At 70.7% G+C, this 18,748-nt stretch carries 14 protein-coding genes; 8 read left to right on the top strand and 6 right to left on the bottom strand.

Annotated elements, in window-relative coordinates:
• Positions 1-20: 20 nt before the first annotated feature.
• Positions 21-824 (top strand): ParA family protein, encoded by an 804-nt coding sequence (locus tag BM436_RS15190; protein ID WP_093556365.1) that lies wholly within the window; start codon positions 21-23, stop codon positions 822-824.
• Here BM436_RS15190 and BM436_RS15185 read toward each other — a convergent pair whose 3' ends face one another.
• Positions 825-2,012 carry a citrate synthase family protein gene (locus BM436_RS15185; protein ID WP_093556364.1) on the bottom strand — a complete coding sequence of 396 codons (1,188 nt, stop codon included), beginning with the start codon at positions 2,010-2,012 and terminating at the stop codon, positions 825-827.
• A gap of 146 nt (positions 2,013-2,158) precedes the next feature.
• On the opposite strand from BM436_RS15185, the gene BM436_RS15180 reads away from it, so the two are divergent.
• Both BM436_RS15180 and BM436_RS15175 read left to right on the top strand, forming a co-directional pair.
• Positions 2,159-3,337: an MFS transporter gene (locus tag BM436_RS15180; protein ID WP_229490326.1), complete on the top strand. Its 1,179-nt coding sequence runs from the start codon at positions 2,159-2,161 to the stop codon at positions 3,335-3,337.
• A 13-nt stretch (positions 3,338-3,350) separates the two neighbouring features.
• Complete coding sequence (locus BM436_RS15175; RefSeq protein WP_093556362.1) at positions 3,351-4,115, top strand: alpha/beta fold hydrolase; 765 nt, start codon at positions 3,351-3,353, stop codon at positions 4,113-4,115.
• Positions 4,116-4,122: 7 nt separating this feature from the next.
• On the opposite strand, the gene BM436_RS15170 is transcribed toward BM436_RS15175, so the two are convergent.
• On the bottom strand, positions 4,123-4,860 hold the full coding sequence (locus tag BM436_RS15170) for a hypothetical protein (RefSeq protein ID WP_093556361.1): 738 nt from the start codon (positions 4,858-4,860) through the stop codon (positions 4,123-4,125).
• A 125-nt stretch (positions 4,861-4,985) separates the two neighbouring features.
• On the opposite strand from BM436_RS15170, the gene BM436_RS15165 reads away from it, so the two are divergent.
• The 4 genes from BM436_RS15165 to BM436_RS15150 all read left to right on the top strand — a co-directional run bounded on the left by BM436_RS15165 (position 4,986) and on the right by BM436_RS15150 (position 10,724).
• Positions 4,986-5,744, top strand: a complete 759-nt coding sequence (locus BM436_RS15165; protein WP_093556360.1) for a M15 family metallopeptidase — start codon at positions 4,986-4,988, stop codon at positions 5,742-5,744.
• Positions 5,745-5,859: 115 nt separating this feature from the next.
• Positions 5,860-8,298, top strand: a complete 2,439-nt coding sequence (tssM, locus tag BM436_RS15160; RefSeq protein WP_093556359.1) for a type VI secretion system membrane subunit TssM — start codon at positions 5,860-5,862, stop codon at positions 8,296-8,298.
• A 79-nt stretch (positions 8,299-8,377) separates the two neighbouring features.
• Positions 8,378-10,015, top strand: coding sequence for a methyl-accepting chemotaxis protein (locus BM436_RS15155; protein ID WP_093556390.1), 1,638 nt, complete (start codon positions 8,378-8,380; stop codon positions 10,013-10,015).
• 115 nt (positions 10,016-10,130) lie between these two features.
• Positions 10,131-10,724 carry a tRNA-uridine aminocarboxypropyltransferase gene (locus BM436_RS15150; protein ID WP_229490324.1) on the top strand — a complete coding sequence of 198 codons (594 nt, stop codon included), beginning with the start codon at positions 10,131-10,133 and terminating at the stop codon, positions 10,722-10,724.
• A gap of 48 nt (positions 10,725-10,772) precedes the next feature.
• On the opposite strand, the gene BM436_RS15145 is transcribed toward BM436_RS15150, so the two are convergent.
• From BM436_RS15145 to BM436_RS15135, 3 genes are read right to left on the bottom strand one after another with little or no spacing between them, the layout of a single operon-like run.
• Positions 10,773-13,652: an Hsp70 family protein gene (locus BM436_RS15145; RefSeq protein WP_093556358.1), complete on the bottom strand. Its 2,880-nt coding sequence runs from the start codon at positions 13,650-13,652 to the stop codon at positions 10,773-10,775.
• A 13-nt stretch (positions 13,653-13,665) separates the two neighbouring features.
• On the bottom strand, positions 13,666-15,540 hold the full coding sequence (locus BM436_RS15140) for an Hsp70 family protein (protein WP_093556388.1): 1,875 nt from the start codon (positions 15,538-15,540) through the stop codon (positions 13,666-13,668).
• A gap of 8 nt (positions 15,541-15,548) precedes the next feature.
• The gene (locus BM436_RS15135) at positions 15,549-16,028 is read right to left on the bottom strand and encodes a DUF2760 domain-containing protein (RefSeq protein WP_503826274.1); all 480 of its coding nucleotides are present in this window, start codon (positions 16,026-16,028) and stop codon (positions 15,549-15,551) included.
• On the opposite strand from BM436_RS15135, the gene BM436_RS38820 reads away from it, so the two are divergent.
• Complete coding sequence (locus tag BM436_RS38820; RefSeq protein ID WP_503826273.1) at positions 15,943-16,224, top strand: hypothetical protein; 282 nt, start codon at positions 15,943-15,945, stop codon at positions 16,222-16,224. The genes BM436_RS15135 and BM436_RS38820 overlap by 86 nt on opposite strands.
• 199 nt (positions 16,225-16,423) lie before the next feature.
• On the opposite strand, the gene BM436_RS15130 is transcribed toward BM436_RS38820, so the two are convergent.
• On the bottom strand, positions 16,424-18,607 hold the full coding sequence (locus BM436_RS15130) for a methyl-accepting chemotaxis protein (RefSeq protein WP_177307209.1): 2,184 nt from the start codon (positions 18,605-18,607) through the stop codon (positions 16,424-16,426).
• Between the last annotated feature and the right edge of the window lie 141 nt (positions 18,608-18,748).

Below are 18,748 nucleotides of genomic sequence, written 5' to 3'. Positions count from 1 at the left end.
AGGAAGCAGGAGCAGGGCGCATGAAACGAGTGATCTTCAACCAGAAGGGCGGCGTAGGCAAGTCGACCATTGCAGTGAACCTGGCGGCGATCGCGGCGCACCAGGGCAAGAAGACGCTGCTGATCGACATCGATCCGCAGTGTAATTCCAGCCGCTACCTGCTGGGCGAGGCGGCCAAGGACATCAGCCCCACGGTCGCCGGCTACTTCGAGCAAACCCTCAATTTCATGGTGTTCTCGCTGTCCGCGCGCGGCTACGTGCATGAAACGGCGTTCGAGAACCTGTCGCTGATGCCATCGCATCCCGAGATCGGCGAGCTGCAGTCCAAGCTGGAGTCGCGCCACAAGATCTACAAGCTGCGCGACGCGCTGAACGAATTGGCCAAGGAATACGACGAGATCTTCATCGACACCCCGCCGGCCTACAACTTCTTCACCCAGTCCGCGCTGATCGCCGCCGACACTTGCTTGATCCCGTTCGACTGCGACGACTTCTCGCGCCAGGCGCTGTACACGCTGATGAACAACGTCGGCGAGATCAAGGCGGACCACAACCAGGCGCTGGAAATCGAGGGCATCATCGTCAACCAGTTCCAGCCGCGCGCCAACCTGCCGCAGCGCATGGTGGACGAACTGCTGGCCGAGGGCCTGCCGGTGCTGCAGAGCAAACTGTCGAGTTCCATCAAGGTGCGCGAGTCGCACGAGCGCCGTCTGCCGATGATCCACCTGGATGCCCGCCACAAGCTGACGCAGGAGTTCATCGCCTTGTACGAGGAGCTGGAGTTCGCGCAGCGGAACGCCGCCCAGGCGCGCAAGCGCGGCTGATCAGGCGCCGCTCCCGGCCGGCTTGCCGATGTAGCGTGCGCGGGGCCGTATCATGCGGCCGTCCCGGGCCTGCTCGGCCGCGTGCGCCAGCCATCCGGCGCAGCGCGACAAGGCGAACAGCGTCATGCCCGCTTGCGGCGGCAAGCCGAGCGCCAGTTCCAGCGCCGCCAGGGCGTAGTCGGAATTGACATGCGCGGAATCGACATGCGCGGAATTCTCCCACCCCGTTCCCACGCCTGCCGCCCTGTCGGCCAGCGCCAGTATGGGTTCGCTGCCCGGCACCGTCCGCAGCATGCCCAGTATGCGGACCGCGCGCGGGTCGCCGTCCGGATAGAGCGGGTGGCCGAAACCCGGCTCCATGGCCGGCGGCCGGACCGATCCCGGTGCGGCCAGTTCCGCTTCGATGGTCTTGCGGGCGATCAGGTAGTGGCCACCGTGTTCGCGGCCGGACAAGGCGGCCAGCCCCGCGCACAGCACGGCCGGCAGCGCCGCTCCCGTGGACGCCACGCAGCGCACGGTGAACGCGGAATTGTTCAGCTCATGGTCCGCCAGCACCACCATCGCGACCCGCAGCGCCTCCGTTCCCGCCTCTCCGGCTTGCCAGGCCCGCGCCAGCTGCGCGTGCAAGGGGGCTTCGTCGATGTCCGCATTGAGCAGGGCCGCGGCCAGCATCCGCAGCAAGCGCGCGGGGGAGTGGATGTCCCGCCGCGCGCCCGCCAACACAGGGAGCAGGGCCATCGCCCGTTCCACCGGCCGCAGGGCCGCCGTCGCCGCGCGCAACGCGGCGGGCAGCGTCGCCAGCTCCGTCCCGCACTCACCGCAACCCGCATGGGGAGAGCCCTGTCCGTCGTCCCACAGGATCGCGGCCGTTTGTTCGAGGGTGGCGGTGGCGGCCAGTTCGCAGGCGTCGCGGCCGCGGTAATACAGCTTGCCGTCCGCGATCAGCGAGATGCGCGACTCCAGCACCGGCACGCCCCAGCTCATCGCCGCCTGCACCGCGTGGCCCGCGCGCTTGCCGTCCGCCTTGCGCGCCGCCAGGCGCAGGACTTCCTCCCTCGCATAGGTCCTGGCGCGGTTGCCGCCGTCCGCGCTGGAGGCGAGCAGCCCCCGACTCACGTACGCGTACAGGGTCGGCAGGCTGACGCCCAGTATCGCCGCCGCCTCCTTTGCCGTGATGGTATCGCTCATGATTTTTATATTGATTGCCGGAGTCAAGATTGACGCTGTTTTAGCCCGCCGCATAGACTGGACGCACATTCACGGAGAGCCATTGTATGCACAAGCACAAGCCGGCGGCAACGCCATACGCGCCTGCACCCCACGGGAAAACCGGCATGCTGCAGCCTTTGCGCCACCGGCGATTCCGCCAGCTCTGGCTGGCCAACCTGGTCTCCAACCTCGGCACCTGGACCCAGACCTTCGCCTCGGCGTGGCTGGTCGCTTCCATCTCGGCGTCGCCCCGGGCCGCCACGCTGGTGCAGGCCGCGACCTACGCGCCCATGGTGATGTTCGGCCTGTTGGCCGGCGTGGTGGCGGACGCCGTGCCCAGGGCGCGGCTGCTGTTCGTCATCAACGCCTTCATGGCGCTGGCCGCGCTGTGCATGGCGGCGCTGGCGGCGCAAGGCGACGTGGCGCCCGGCGCCGTGCTGGCCCTGATCTTCATGACGGGCACCGGTTCCGCCTTCATGTGGCCGGCGTGGCAGGCCACCACGTCCGCGCTGGTGGCGCCCGAGGAGGTGGATGCGGCCGCGTCGCTGAACAACCTCAGTTACAACGCGGCCGCCATCGCCGGACCGGCGCTGGGCGGGGTGCTGTTCGTGTGGATCGGCCCGGCCCCGCTGTTCCTGTTCAACGCGCTGTCCTTCGGCGGCATGCTGCTGGTCTACAGCGCATGGATGTCCAGCGCGGAGGCGCCCGGGCGCGGCGCGCCCGTCGGCTGGAACAGTTTCATGGACGGCCTGCGCGCCGGGCTGGGAAGCGCCGCCTACCGCCGCCTGCTGCTCCACACGGCCGGCGCCCTGTTTGGCGCCATCGCGTTCGCCTCGCTGCTGCCGCTGTTCGTGCGCGACGTGCTGCGCGGCGAGGCGCGGGCCTTCGGGGGACTGATGGCCTGCCTGGGCGTGGGCGCGGTGCTGGCGGCCTTTCTGCTGCCCTCGTTGCGTGCGCGCCTGGGGCGGGGGCCGCTGCTCGGCGCGGCGCTGGGCGTGTTCGGCGCCATGCTGCTGGCGTTGCCGCTTTGCCCCCACTGGCTGCTCGCCCCCGTGGTGGCGGTTGGCGGCGTGGCGTGGGCGGCCATGGTCAGCACCTTGAATGGCGCGGCCCAATCGTCTTTTCCCGTCGAGTTGCGGGCGCGTACACTATCGATTTACCTGTTGGCGATGGCGCTCGGGCAGACGCTGGGCAGCGTGTTCTGGGGCCAGGCGGCGGAATGGCTGGGCGTTCCGGGCGCGTTGCTGTTGGCGGGCTGCGTGATGGGCGCGCACGGCGTATGGGCGTTCCGCGGCCGGATTTGAATAGGGAGAGGCCATGCTGGATCTGGGGGACGGTGTCCGACTGTCGTATCAAGCGATCGAGGGCGACGCGCGCAAGCCGGTGCTGGTATTCCTGCACGAGGGGCTGGGCTGCACCGCCATGTGGCGGGACTTTCCGGCGCGGCTGTGCGCCGCCACCGGATGTCCGGGGCTGGTGTACGACCGCGAGGGATACGGCCTGTCCTCGCCGCTGCGGCGCGGGCGCGACGTCCACTACCTGCACGAGTCGGCGCTGGTGGAGTTGCCGCGGGTGCTGGAGGCGCTGCTGGACGGCCGGGCATACATCGTCGTCGGCCATTCGGACGGCGGCAGCATCGCCCTGATCCACGCGGCGGCGCGTCCGGCGGGCCTGCTGGGCGTGCTGACCGAGGCCGCGCATGTGTTCGTGGAGGAGGTCACGCTGCGGGGCATACGCGCGGCGTTGAACGCCTATGGCGAAGGCAAGCTGCACGGCTTGGCGCGCTACCATGGCGCGAAGACGGAGGGGATTTTCCACGCCTGGGCCGATACCTGGCTGCAGCCGTATTTCAGTCACTGGAATATCGAGTACCTGCTGCCGGCGATCACCTGCCCCGTGCTGGCCTTGCAGGGCGCGGCGGACCAGTACGGCACCGCGGCGCAGTTGGAGTCCATCGCCACGCGCGCGCCGCACGGGAGGCAATGGATGGTGCCGGATTGCGGCCACACGCCGCACCAGGAACGACCGGAGGTGTTGCTGGATTTGATGAGCCGCTTCGTGCGCGGCCTGCTCAGCCTCTGATTCCGGCTTAATCGCTGTCCCGGGCGGCCGCCTGGCGGCAGCCCGCCTCGTGCTGCCACTGGCTGCCGCAGACGCGCATTCTGCACAGCGCTGCTTCCGAGGCGCGCAAGCGCTCGCACCCTTGCAGCGCGGTGGCGCCGTCGGCCGCCCCGGCCGGGACGCTCGCCGCGCCGCTGCCATGCGCCACCAGCGCCGCCAGCAGCGTGACGTCGCTGTCCTTGCCGGCCGGGCCCCGCGCGGCGCCGGCGCGTTCGGGCTGGAGGTCCGCCACGGTGGCGGCGTGTCGCGCGCCGGCTTTCACGCCGTTGCCATCCCTTTTCGCCTGGACGGATGCCTTGCCGCGCGCTTGCGGCGGACGGTCCGCGACTGTGGCCGCCGTTGCCGGCGCCGCGCGCGCCGGGCCGGGCATGCGCGCCGCGGCCGCCTGCAGCGGTTCGTTGATGATCGCCGCCGCCAGCTTCTCGACTTCCACGGGCGTGGCGGCGGCGGGCGCCTGGTAGGAGGTGATGGCGAATTCCGGGCTGTTCCTCGGCGTGATCGCGATGTGGCTGATCCAGGCCACGCCGCACGCCAGCACCAGCATGGCGCCCAGGGCCAGCGCCAGGTGGCGCGCGTGGGGCGGCAGGCGCCTGCCGGCATCGGCGTCCCCGTGATCCAGGGTGGCCAGGATGCGGCGCTCGCCGCCGGTGGCGGCCAGCGGCGGCGCGAACAGCTCCGGCCGCGCTGAATGTCTTCCAGGTTCCATTTTTTCCTCCGGCGGTTTGATCTGGCGCGAAACGTCCGATGGCGGGCGGCTTACGATGCAGCAACAAAAGACGCGTCCGGCCAGTGTGACTTCCGCCGCGCGTCGATGTCTTGACGGAGCTCACCATGCTGATGCTTTCCCTGCTGTTGTTGTTTTTTTCCAGTTGCGTGGCCGGCTGGCTGCTGTGTTTTCCCGAGGGCCGCGGCGCGGCGCTGCGGGCCGCCGCCGAGTGGGGGCGCCGGCTGCGCCCCCGCGGCTGGCGGCGCGCAGCGCTGCTGCTGGGCGGGGCCGCGCTGCTGGCCATCCCGCCGCTGCTGGCGTATGTGGCGAGCGGACGGCGCGCGCTGCCCGGTTTCGACGGCGCGCAGCGCGTGGCCAACGCGCAGGTCGAGCAGTTGCTGGCAGGGGAGCGCCTGGCGCCGCCGCAACCCTTGCCGCCACTGGTCTTCACCACGGCGGAGGCGACGCTGCAGCGCCCCATGCTGGCCAGCGCGAGCCGCAACTGGCGCTTGCTGGAACCGGGTTTCGAACAGCGCCTGCTACTGGTGTTCCGCGACATGAGGGAGCGGCACGGCTACGAGATGGTGCTGCTGGAAGGCTACCGCAGTCCCGAGCGGCAGGACATGCTGGCCGCCGCCGGCCCCGGCGTCACCGGCGCGAAGGCGTTCCAGAGCTACCACCAGTTCGGCCTGGCCGCGGACTGCGCCTTCCTGCGCGAGGGCCGCCTGGTGATCTCCGAAAAAGACCCCTGGGCCATGCGCGGCTACCAGCTGTACGGCGCGGCGGCCGAGGCGGCCGGCCTGCATTGGGGCGGGCGCTGGGCCATGCTGGACTTCGGCCACGTGGAACTGAGGGCGGGGGGCCGGCCGGGCGCCGGCCGCTGATTTTCGCGGCGCGTTGATTGTTCCCGGATCATTGCGCCCGCGCAAGAAAGCGGGCCTTGTGCGATGGCAACATTGGTCGGTCCGCCCCAGTGGCGCCACGACACGAGAGCCTTCCATGCTGCGACGCACCTGGCTGTTCCTGACCGATTCCCGCCACCTCACGCTCATCGTCCTGCTGGGCATGGCGGCGTTCTTCTATTTCGGCGCGGAGGCGCTGCAACTGGCACTGGTCTGGGCCGTCGCCGGCTTCGCGCTGGCGCTGCTGGCCGGCTGGTTGGCGTGGTGGCTGCGCCGCCGCCTGGCCGCGCGCGAGGGCAAGGCGCTGGAGGAGGCCATCGCGCCGGCGGTCCCCGAGGTCGACATGGCGGTGCGCGACAGCCTGCTGAAGGCCATCGCCACCATACGCGGCTCCAAGCTGGGCAGGCTGTCCGGCAAGGGCGCGCTGTACCAGCTGCCGTGGTACATGATCATCGGGAACCCCGCCGCCGGCAAGAGCAGCGCCATCGCCAACTCGGGCCTGCAGTTCCCCTTCGACGACGGGCGCGCGGTGCAGGGCGTGGGCGGCACGCGCAACTGCGATTGGTTCTTCAGCAAGGAGGGCATTGTGCTCGACACCGCCGGCCGCTACGCCGTGGAGGACGAGTGCCGCGCCGAATGGCTGGCCTTTCTCGGCCTGCTGAAACGGCACCGCAGGCGCGCGCCGGTGAACGGCATCATCGTCGCGGTCAGCGTCGCGGAACTGCGCAGCGAGCCCGAGGCGTCCCTGCAGCTGGCGCGCAGCCTGCGCCAGCGCATGCAGGACCTGATCGAGGGGCTGGAGGTGCACGCGCCGGTCTACGTGCTGTTCACCAAGGCGGACCTGATCGCGGGCTTCGGCGAGTTCTTCGCGCAGGCGGAGGCGGCGGAGCGCGAGCGGGTGTGGGGCGCGACCATGCCCTACAAGCGCAAGACCGGCACGCAGGAATTGCTGGCCTTCTTCGACCAGGCTTTCGACGAGCTGCACGACGGGCTGAAGGAGATGAGCGTGGCCTCCCTGGCGCAGCCGCGGCGCGCCGGCGTCTCGCCCGGCCTGTTCACCTTCCCGCTGGAATTCGCCGCCATGCGCGGGCCGGTGCGCGCCTTCCTGGCCACGCTGTTCGAGGAAAACCCCTTCCAGTTCAAGCCCGTGCTGCGCGGTTTCTATTTCACCAGCGCGCTGCAGGAGGGCACGCCGATCTGCGCGCAGTCGCGCCGCATCGCCGAGCGCTTCGAGCTGGCCTACCAGCCGCCCGCGCCGGCACCGTCCGGCTTCGGCGATGGCGCGCCGTCCGGCCACTTCCTGCTCAAGCTGTTCCGCGACGTGATCTTCGCGGACAAGGCGCTGGTGTCGCAATTCGCCAGCCGCACCAGCATGCGCCTGCGCTACGCGGCGTTCGCGGTGGCCGTGCTGGCGCTGGGCGCCGCGCTGGGCGGCTGGACCTGGTCCTACCTGGGCAACCGCCAACTGGTGGCCAACGTCGAGGCGGACCTGGCGCACGTCGTCAAGCTGCAGGAGGCGCGGCCGGATCTGCAATCGCGCCTGGAGGCGCTGGGCGTGCTGCAGGACCGCATCGAGCAGCTGGAGCGCTTCCGGCGCGACGTGCCCTGGTCCCTGGGCATGGGCCTGTACCAGGGCGGCCTGCTGGAGCGCAAGCTGCGCGCCGAGTTCTTCGCCGGCGTGCGGGAAGTGATGCTCAAGCCGGTCACCGCCAGCCTGGAGGCGCTGCTGTTCGAGATGAACGCCAACGCCGGCCAGCTCACGGCCGCGCCGGCCGGCCCGGCGCCGGAGCGGTCCCCGGCGCCGGCGGGCCAGTACGTGGACGCCAATCCCCTGCACGCGGGCGACGCCTACAACGCCCTGAAGACCTACCTGATGCTGGCCGATCCCGAGCGCGCCGAGGCCGGCCACCTGAACGACCAGCTCACGCGCCACTGGCGCGGCTGGCTGGAGGCCAACCGCGGCGCCATGCCGCGCGAGCAGATGATACGCGGCGCGGAGCGCCTCCTGGCCTTCCACCTGGCGCGGATGGGCGATCCGTTCTGGCCGCGCGTGGAGCAGAAGCTGACGCTGGTGGACCAGTCCCGCGAGAACCTGCGCCGCGTGGTGCGCGGCATGCCGGCGCGCGACCGCGTGTATGGCGAGATCCGCGCCCGCGCCGGCACGCGCTTCCCGGCCATGACCGTGGCGCGTGTGGTGGGGGAGCAGGACCAGGCGCTGCTGGCCGGCAGCCACGCCATCCCCGGGGCCTTCACGCGCGAGGCGTGGCGGCAGTACGTGGAGGGGGCGATCCGCGACGCCGCCAGCCGCGAACTGCAAAGCACGGACTGGGTGCTGAAAACGGCCAGCAAGGACGACCTGACGCTGGAGGGCAGCCCGGAGCAGATCCAGAAGACGCTGGTGGACATGTACCTGGCGGAGAAGGCCGCCGGCTGGGGCGACATGCCGCTGCATCTGTGGCTGCGTTCCGTGCTCAGGGAACCCGGCGCGGTGGCGCAGATGGATGAGTTGCTGGGCGTGGCGCCGCCCCGCGAGTAGGCCCGCGCACGGTTCAGTTGCACTGAAACCAGAATAGGCTCAGACTTGCATGACGCATCCATGCGAGTGGGAGACCGGCATGAAGAACCTCAGGATAGGCGTGCGGCTAGGCTTGGCCTTCGCGGTGGTGCTGCTGTTGCTGGCGGCGCTGTCCGTGGTGGGCATCCTGCGCATGCAATCGGCCAGCGCCAAGACGGGCATGCTGGTGAACGACAATGTCCGCGTCGAGCGGCTGGTTGCCGAGTGGCAAAAGATAGTCGAGGTGAACGCCTCGCGCACCACCGCCGCCTGGAAGGCGGCCGACGAGGCGGACCAGAAGGCCATCGAACAGCTGATGGCCGCCTCCTCCGGCCGCGCCACGGAAATCCAGGACCTGCTGGGCAAGACGCTGCAGGATCCTGAATCGAAGGCCGGCCACGCGCTGGTGCTCTCCACCCGCAAGGCCTATGTCGACGCGCGCAAGGCCGTGTTCAAGGCCAAGGCCGACGGCGACATGGAGCGGGCCGCCCGGCTGGTGCGCTCGGACATGGACGGCAAGCGCGAAGCCTACCTGGGCGCGCTGCAGCAACTGTCCGACATCCAGAAGCGGCAGCTGGACCGCACCGCCGCCGAGATCCAGGCCGGCTACGAGAGCGGCCGCAACATGCTCGTCATCCTCGGCGTCGCGGCGATCGCGCTGGGCGTGGGCTTCGCGTGCTACATCACGCGCACCATCACGCGCCCCATCAACGAGGCGGTCAAGGTGGCCGAAACCGTGTCCTCGGGCGACCTGACCAGCGAGATCGTGGTGCGCACCAGGGACGAGGCGGGCCAGCTGATGAACGCGCTGAGAAACATGAACGCCAACCTGGTCAACATCGTCGGCCAGGTGCGCAGCGGCACCGACACCATGGCCGACGCCTCGAGCGAGATCGCGGCCGGCAACCTGGACCTGTCCTCGCGCACCGAGCAGCAGGCCAGCTCGCTGGAGGAGACCGCGTCCTCGATGGAGCAGCTGACGTCCACCGTCAAGATCAACGCCGAGCACGCGCGCCAGGCCTGCCAGCTGGCCAGCACGGCGTCCGAGACCGCCGGCCGGGGCGGGCGGGTGGTGGCGGACGTGGTGGCCACCATGGGCGCCATCAACGCGTCCTCGCGCAGGATCGTCGACATCATCGGCGTCATCGACGGCATCGCCTTCCAGACCAACATCCTCGCCCTCAACGCGGCGGTGGAGGCGGCGCGCGCCGGCGAGCAGGGACGGGGCTTCGCGGTGGTGGCCTCCGAGGTGCGCGGGCTGGCGCAGCGCTCGGCGGCGGCGGCCAAGGAAATCAAGCAGCTGATCGACGAGTCGGTGCACCAGGTGGACACGGGTTCCGGCCTGGTGGGCAAGGCCGGGCAGACCATGGATGAAATCGTGGCCAGCATCGGCCGCGTGACCGGCATCATGGCCGAAATCGCCGACGCCAGCGAGGAGCAGCAGACCGGCATCGAACAGGTCAATTTCGCCATCACGCAGATGGACCAGGTGACGCAGCAGAACGCCGCGCTGGTGGAGCAGGCCGCGGCGGCGGCGGCGGCGATGCAGGAACAGTCGGCGCAGCTGGCCGAGTCGGTGGCGGTGTTCAAGCTGACGGAGACGCAGATGGCGGCCCAGCCGTCCAGCGCGCGGCTGGAGCGGCCCGGGCGCGCGCCGCGCTCCGAGCCCCGCCGCATCGCGTCGGCGAGCGAGGCGTAGGGTCGGCGGGCGCTCGATGGCGCCCGGTGGATGGTGTCCGGATAGTGCGCGGATGCTGGGCGCTGGCGGCGCGGCCCGCTACAATCGCGGCATGCCCAATTCTTTGAAACGCGCCATGTGCGCCGTGTGTCTGCGTCCCCGAACGACCTGCATCTGCCGCTGGACGGCGCCCGTCGCGAGCGCCGCCGGCGTGCTGATCCTGCAACACCCGATGGAGGTGGCGAACGCCAAGAACAGCGCGCGCCTGCTGCATCTGTGCCTGCCGGGCAGCCGCCTGGAAGTGGGGGAGGCGTTCGACGCGGAGCGGCTGGACGCGCTGCTGGCGGGGCCGCGCCGCGCGGTGCTGCTGTATCCCGAGACGCCGGGCGACGCCACGCCGGGCGCCGCGCCGCCGCCGTTCGATCCCGCCTGGACCGCGGACCCGGCCGGCCTGCTGCTGGTGGCGCTGGACGCGACCTGGCGCAAGAGCCGCAAGATGCTCCACCTGAACCCCGCGCTGCGGCGCCTGCCCCGCTTGCCGCTGCGCGACGTGCCGGCCTCCCACTACCTGATCCGCAAGGCGCACGCGCCGGACCAACTGTCGACGCTGGAGGCCACCGCGTACGCGCTGGCGCAGCTGGAGGGGGATGGCGACAAATACGGGCCGCTGATCGCGGCCTTCGATGGCTTCGTGGGGCAATTGATGCAGAGGTGTAAACCCGCGGCGTGACCCTGGGGACAGACCCCGCGGGTCTGTCCCCGGCCTTGGGGGCGGGTTTTAGCTGATCAGCTTCAAGCCCGGCGGCAGCGATTCGCCCAGCATGCGCTTCTCGACCGCCTGGTCCAGCTCCACCACCTCGGCCACCATCGCGCCCCACGCCGCCGGCGCGCGCGCGGCCTCCAGCCGCTGCAGCACCTGCGCGCGCAGTTCGGGATTGATGTCGCGCTGGCGGTCGCCCGTCATGCGCGCCAGGTGCGCGGCGGCGAATCCGGCCGGCTCCACCTTCTTCCAGTCCATGCCGAGGATGGCCGCCAGCCACGCCTCCACCGCCTCCACCGGCGCCACGTCGTGCGCGCTGCCATGGAAGGGTTGGCGCGCGCCCACGCGGCTCAGCGCCCACAGGTAGCGGCCCTGCGTCGCCTCCGCCTTGTCTCCGCCTGCCTTGTCTCCGCCCGCCTTGAGCAGCTGTTCCAGCAGCCAGGCGCCAATTTCGGCCTTGTACGCGGCGGGGATGCGCTCCAGCGAGGCGCCGATTCGCAGCATGTCCTCCTCGCTGCCGTTCACCAGCGTGACGGGACGGCGGCCCCGTTCCTGCTCGTCGGCCTGCAGGTTGAAGGCGAAATCGTCCAGCAGGCGCAGTTGCTCGTCCACGCCCAGACCACCGGCGACGCGGCGCCACAGGGTCCACCATTCCGAGCAGGCCTGGCTGTCCTTGTGGTGCTGCAGGCCGGCCGCGAACATGGCCCAGATCTGCTCGACGCGCCATTCGTCCAGCGGGTGGCCGAAGCCGGGGCGCAGACAGTAGCCCGCCAGGTTCAGCCAGGCCCGTTCATGCTCGGCCGAGCGGCGGCGGCCCTTGGCGCGCTGCAGCAGCGCGTCGAACAGGTGGCGCAGCAGCGGCGTCGGCCAGGTCTCGCGCGCGCCCAGCAGGTGTTCCAGCTGGCGCGCCAACTGGCGCACCTCCTTGGTTTCCACCTGCTGCGCGCGCGAGCCGAAGATGCGGTCCAGCTTTTCCAGCGCGTCCTTGTAGCGCGGCGGCAGGGCCAGCTCCTCGGCCGCGTCCCCCGCCTGGGCCGGGGCGCCGTCGCTGCGCAGCTGGAATTCGAGCCGCCAGCGTTGGGGCTTGCCGTTGCCCGTTTTGACGTCGGTGGCGATGCAGTGCATTTCCAGCGTGCCCACCTCGCTCAGCGAGGCCGCCAGCTCCACCGGGATCTCCTTGCGCGCGCCGGCGTCGCCGCTGTCCCGCAGCACGGTGGCGATGGGGGGCAGGCGCACGAAGCCGGACGGGTCGAGGTCCACCAGGTCGCCGGGACGCGGAACGGGGCCGGCGTCCGCGTTGGAGGACACCAGGTGGAAGCGCACGGGGCGTCCCAGGCGCAGCGCGAAGCTGCGGCCGGCCAGGCGGATCTCGGCGCCGGTCTCGACGCCGCGCGGCAGCACGCAGACGGCGCGGCGGGTGGCGTGGGGGGCGTGGTCGGCGTGGCCCGCCTCGGCGCGCTCGGAGTCCAGCAGCAGGAAGTAGGAGCGCGGAGAGCCGCCGCCGATCGACGGCGCCCGGCCCTGCTTGCCGAGCGCGTAGGCGACGCCGCCGCGCGCCACCGCCACGTCCGGATTCTCGTTGTGCAGCACGCGCAGCGGCGCGCCGCGCCACGCCGCCAGCGTGGCGGCCAGGCGTTTGGCCAGCGCGTCGGCGCGGAACACGCCGCCGTTGAGCAGCAAGGTGTCCGGCATGGGCAGGCCGGCGGCGCCGGCGTCCGGTTGGCCCAGCGCCTCGCGCGCGGCCGCCGCGTGCTGGTGCAGGAAGCTGGCCAGGTGGCGCGTGATGGCCGCGTCGCTGGCGTAGGGCAGGCCGAATTCGACGATGCCGCCGCGCGTCCTGGTGGCTTGCTGGTCGGCCGCGCCCATGGGGAAGAAGCCGTCCACCACCATGCATTCGACCTCGTCGCGCGCCAGCTCCACGGTGCGCGTGCCGCCGATCAGCTTCGAACCGCCGCCCAGCAGCGTCACCGGCACCTTGTCCGGCGCGTCCGCCGCCAGCAACTGCTCCTTGGCCGCGCGGCAGCGTTCGGTCAGCTGCGCCATGCGGGCCGCCGACAGCCTGGCCGCCAGCGGGTCGCCGCCGGCGAGGCGGGTCTCCACCAGGCGCGCCAGCGCCAGGTCCATATTGTCGCCGCCCAGTATCAGGTGGTTGCCCACGCCGATGCGCGTGAGCAGAGGCTCCCCGTCGCGCAACTCGACCTTGATCAGGCTGAAGTCCGTGGTGCCGCCGCCCACGTCGCACACCAGCACCAGGCGCGACCCGGCCAGCTCCGCGGCCAGCGTGGCGCGGTGGCGGTACAGCCAGTCGTAGAAGGCCGCCTGCGGCTCCTCCAGCAGCCGCAGCGCGGGCAGGCCCGCCATGCGCGCCGCCTCCAGCGTCAGCGCGCGCGCGCCCTCGTCGAAGGACGCGGGTATGGTCAGCACCAGTTGCTGCTTTTCCAGCGGATGCCCGGGGAAGCGCGCGTTCCACGCCGCCCGCACGTGCGCCAGGTAGGAGGCGCTGGCCGCCACCGGCGACACCTTGGCCACGTCGGCCTCGGCGCCCCACGGCAGGATGGCCGCCATCCGGTCCACGTTGGGGTGCGACAGCCAGCTCTTGGCGCTGGAGACCAGCCGCCCCGGCACCTGCGCGCCCAGTTTGCGCGCCAGGCGACCCACGGCCACCTGGGCCACGCCCGCCACGTCGTCCCGCCGCCAAGGCAGCTGCAGTTCGCCGGCCGCCAGCTCGCCGTCGGCGGGATGGTAGCGCAGCGACGGCAGCAGGGGAGCGGCGCCGATCTCGCCCGGCGCCACCAGTTGCTCGATGTCGAACAAGCGCACCTCTTCCGAACCGGGTTCGGACCAGGCCAGCACCGTGTTGGTGGTGCCCAGGTCGATGCTGACGAGATATGGCTTCATCGCGCCGGCTTCATCACGCGGCGGCGTCGGCGTTGGCCCCGGCGCGCACGTCGAACTCCACCTTCCAGCGCTGGCCGCTGTCCCTGGAGGCCGCGACCAGCTCCAGCGTGCCCGACTCGGTGGCCAGCGCGTGCAGCCTGACTTGCACCACGTCGCCCGGCTGGCGGCCCTCCGGCGACAGCGTCATCTCGATCTCGTTCAGCTCCGTCAGTTCCTCCGGACCCCAGAAGTCCAGCAGGTCGCCGATCTGGTCCTGGCGGCGGGTGGACGATTCGAAGAAGCGGAAGCGCACCGGCTCGCCGACCACCAGGCCGAACTCCTGGCCGGGCAGTTCCATGTCGTTGCCTTCCTCCATGCCGAACGGCGCCACGCACAGCGCCTGGATCGGCGGCTCCATGCCCGGGATGGCCGGCATCGAGGACTCCACGGCCACGTAGTAGGAGCGCGCCGTGCCGCCGCGGATGCGCACGCCGCTGCCGCGCCGCACGTAGCTGTAGTAGGCCGCGCCGCGCGCCACCGCCAGGTCCAGGTCCGCGCCGCCCAGCATGCGGGCCGGCTCCGACCCTTCCAGGTACAGCCACTCGTTGATGGTTTCCATCACGCGCGCCGCCAGCAGGTCGGACTTGAACACGCCGCCGTTGAACAGCACGGCGGTGGGATGCAGGAAGGTCGCGTCGGCGGCCTGCCGGCCCTCGTAGCCTTGCAGTTCGCTGGTGGCGCCCAGCTGGCGGGCCAGGAAGGAGGCCAGGTGGCGCGTCACGCCCGCGTCCTGCGCGTAGGGCAGGCCAAGCTGCGTCAGGCCCGCGCGGGTGCGCACGGCCGGACGGGCCGACGCCTCCACTTTCGGGAAGAAGCCGTCCAGGATGAAGGTCACCACCTCGGCGCGCGTCAGCTCCGTGCGGATCGAGCCGCCGATCAGTTTCGAGCCGCGGCTGGGCACCACCACGGGCCAACTCTCCACGCTGGCGTCGGCCAGCAGCGCCTCCTTGCCCGCGCGGCAGGCGTAGGTCAGCGCGCGCAGCTGCCACGCGTCCAGCTGGGTGCCGTTGGCGGCCAGCTTGCGCGCCAGCAGGTGGGCCAGCGCCAGGTCCATATTGTCGCCGCCCAGCAGGATGTGGTCGCCCACGGCCACGCGGTGCGGCTCCAGCACGCCGTCGCGTTCGAGCACGGCGATCAGCGAGAAGTCGCTGGTGCCGCCGCCCACGTCCACCACCAGGATGATGTCGCCCGGCTTGACCTCCTTGCGCCATTTGCCCTCGCTGCCCTGGATCCAGCTGTACAGCGCCGCCTGCGGCTCCTCCAGCAGGGTCAGGCCCTCGTAGCCGGCGGCGCGCGCCGCGTCGGCCGTCAGTTCGCGCGCGCCCGGATCGAAGGAGGCGGGAATGGTGACCGTCACGGCCTGCTCGGCGAAGGGCGCTTCCGGATGGGCCGCGTCCCAGGCCTGGCGCAGGTGCGACAGGTAGCGGGTGGACGCCTCCAGCGGCGAGACGCGCGCCACTTCCTCCGGCGCGTCGTTCGGCAGGATGGCGGCGCGGCGGTCCACGCCGGGGTGGCACAGCCAGCTCTTGGCGCTGGACACCAGGCGGATCGGCGTGGTGGCGCCGCGGCTGCGCGCCATCTCGCCGGCCACCGGGCCCTGGTCGTCGTCCTGCCACGGCAGGGCCAGCTGGCCCGGCGCCATCTCGTCCGGGTGCGGCAGGTACAGGAAGGAGGGCAGCAGCGCCAGCTCCTCCACCGTGCCCGGCGCCGTCAACTGCGGCACGTTCAGCACCGCTTGCGCGGTCTGCTCGCCGTCGCTGGCCTCCAGGTCCACATAGGACAGGGCGCTGTGGGTGGTGCCCAGGTCGATGCCGATGGCGTAGCGCGGGCCGCTCGTCGTGTTGGTCATGTTGTCGCTCACAGTTCCACCTCCGCCGGGGCCAGGACCTTGGCGTCGTGCGCCTCGGCCAGTTTCGGCAGGCGCACGCTGGTGGCGCGCCAGCCGCGATGGCTCAGGCTGCCCTTGAACGGGGCCTTGCCCACCACGTTGCCGGTCAGGCGCACGGCGGCGGCGTCGAAGCCCGCCTCCAGCGTCACGCGGCTGCCCTCGGCCTCGGCGCGCACCGGTTCGATGGTGAAGTGCTCGCGCAGCACCTTGGCGCAACCCTCGTGCACCACGCGCGCGGCGGCGCCGATGTCGGCGTCGGCGTAGGCGGTCAGGTTTTCCTGGGTGAAGTCGATCAGGCGCGCCTCGCGCTGCAGGAGGCTTAGCAATTGCAAGGCGGCGTCCGGCGTCGCCTCGCGCAGCACGATGGGCGCGGCGGTGGGGGCGGGCGTTGGCGCCGCGGTTGGGGCGGCGGTGGGGGCCGCGGTCGGCGCCGCCGTCGGCGCGGCCATGGGCTGGTCGATGCGCTGCAGGCGGGCGGCGAATTGCGGATCCGACAAGGTGCGGAAGAAGGTGCTGAACGCGAGCGCGATGCGGCTCCCGAGCGAAGGCAGGTTGGTCGTCGTGTTGGTCATGTCGTTGTCTATTCGGGTCGATAAACAGGCCGCCGCGGCAAGGAGCGCGGATGCGGTCTGGCGGTGTTGGTGAAATCGGCTAGGATGCGCGGCGGCGTGGCGCCGGGCGCACGGCACCTGGGACAGTGCGCATGATACCAGTTAGCTGGCTCACAACGAAACTCCGGCCCCGCGCGGGGCGCGCGGGGCCGGAGAACCAGGGGCTGGAAGGGACGGGGAGGGGCGGCGCGCGCGGGCCCGAAGCCGGCCCGGAAGCGGGCTTGGAAGCGTGTTTAGAAGCGGGCGAAGTCGGTCTCGTCCACGTCGTTCGGCATGACGGCGCGCATGGTGTACACCTCCTTGCCGCGGACGGACGCCCGGCCGGTGGCGGCCTGCTTGCGCACCGGCGCCGTCGGCGCGCCGTGGTGCGGCGCGGTGTGGACCTTGAAGAAGCCCATGGTCTGCTGCAGCTGCTCGGCCTGGCTGCTCATCTCCTCGGCGGTCGCGGCCAGCTGCTCCGAACTGCTGGCGTTCTGCTGGGTGGTCTGGCTGAGCTGGTTGACGGCCGAATTGATCTGCGCCACGCCGGCCGACTGCTCCTCCGAGGCGGCGGCGATCTCCTGCACCAGTCCCGAGGTTTTCTTGATGTTGGGCACCATCTGGTCCAGCAGCAGGCCGGCGCGCTCGGCCAGTTCCACGCTGCTGGTGGCCACCTCGCCGATCTCCTGGGCCGCCACCTGGCTGCGCTCGGCCAGCTTGCGCACCTCGGCCGCCACCACCGCGAAGCCCTTGCCGTGCTCGCCCGCGCGCGCCGCCTCGATGGCCGCGTTCAGCGCCAGCAGGTTGGTCTGGTAGGCGATGTCGTCGATGATGCCGATCTTGCGCGCGATCTGCTTCATCGCCGCCACGGTCGCGTCGACCGCCTCGCCGCCCTCGGTGGCCTCCTGCGAGGCCTTGGCCGCCATGCCGTCGGTGGCCCTGGCGTTCTCGGTGTTCTGCGCGATCGACGACGTCATCTGCTCGATCGAGGCGCTGGTCTCCTCGACGCCGGCGGCCTGCTCGCTGGCGGCCTGCGACAGCGCCTGCGCCGTGGCGCTAACCTCCTCGGACGCGCTGGACAGCGAATGGGCGCCGGCGTTCACCTCCGTCACCACCTGCAGCAGCTTGCCCACGGTGTTGTTGGCGTACTCTTTCAGTTCGCCGAAGCTGCCCTCGTACGGCTTGTCGATGGTCTTGGTGAGGTCGCCCTCGGCCAGCGCGCCCATCACCCGCACCACGTCGGAGATGCTGGCGCCGGTGGTGGTCATCAGGCGGTTCAGGCCCTCGCCCAGCTCCTTCTGGAAGCCCTGCAGCCCGCCCAGGTCCACGCGCGCCTCGAAGTTGCCGTGGTTGGCCGCCTCCACCACGCGCTTCTGGCCCTCGATCACCTGGCCCAGCTTGGCGACGGTGTTGTTGGCGTATTTCTTCAGATCGTCGAACGCGCCCTCGTACTGCTTGGTGATGGTCTTGTCCAGTTCGCCCTCGGACAGGGCGCCCATCACGCGCACCACGTCGTCGATGCTGGCGCCGGTGGTCACCATCAGCTGGTTCAGCCCCTCGCCCAGGTCCTTCTGGAAGCCCTGCAGGCCGCCCAGATCGATGCGCACGTCGAACTTGCCGCGGTTGGCCGCCTCCACCGCCTTTTGCTGGCCGGAGATCACCTGGTTGAGCTTGGCGACCAGCTTGCGCATGGCGCGCAGCAGCTGGCCGGTTTCATCCTTGGCGCTGTCGTCGATCGTCATCGACAGGTCGCCCCCCTCCACCCCCTCGGCCACCTGCACCGCCACCTTCAGCGGACCGGTGATGCTCAGCGTGATCCAGGCGGCGATGGCGATCGACAGGACGATCGCGGCGCCGGCCAGCGACATCACCAGCGTGCGGGTCGAGTCGTAGGTGGCGGACGCCTCGTCGGCCGCCTTGTCCATCAACTCGGCCTGCATTTTCGCCAGCGCCTCCAGCGATTGCCAGAACAGGTCGTTGGCCGGCGCGAAGTCGTTCTTCAGGTATTCGATCGCGGCCTTGCGGTCGCTCTTGACCAGCGCATAAAACCCGTCGTACCTGGTCGACACCACGGCGCGCCGGTCGGTGATCTCCTTGAACAACTGCTTGCCCTTGTCGGTGCTCAGCAGTTTTTCGACCTTGGCCAGGCCGGCGGCATTCTCGGTGCGGTTGGCCTCGACCAGCTGCTTATACCTGTCCGCCTCGGCGTCGGAGGTGGACAGCAGCATGTTGCGCATTTGCCGGGCGTTGTCCATGCTGTTCTTCAGCACCTCGTTCAGCAGCACGACCTTGGCGTAGTGCTCCTCATATATGACGCGCGTGCTCTCGTTGACCGTGCCCAGCCGCTGCACACTGACGACGGACAGGATCAACAACAGGAGGACGACGCAGCCAAAGCCCATTCCCAGGCGGCTGGCGATTTTCAGGTTTTTCAGCATAGCGACTTCCCAAGGTGGATGGAAAAAAAAAGTGACCTTTCGGGTGATTATGCGCTGCCTATACGGGGAAAATTCTTTCCGATAGCAATTGTTGTTGGCGGTGTTGCGAAGACGCCCCAAACGGCCTAAAATACTGGATAT

Origin of the sequence: Pseudoduganella namucuonensis, assembly GCF_900116645.1 — a bacterium.
Lineage (GTDB): Bacteria > Pseudomonadota > Gammaproteobacteria > Burkholderiales > Burkholderiaceae_D > Rugamonas > Rugamonas namucuonensis.
The sequence above is the reverse complement of the archived record's forward strand: the minus strand, read 5'-3'. Positions and strand labels throughout refer to the sequence as shown.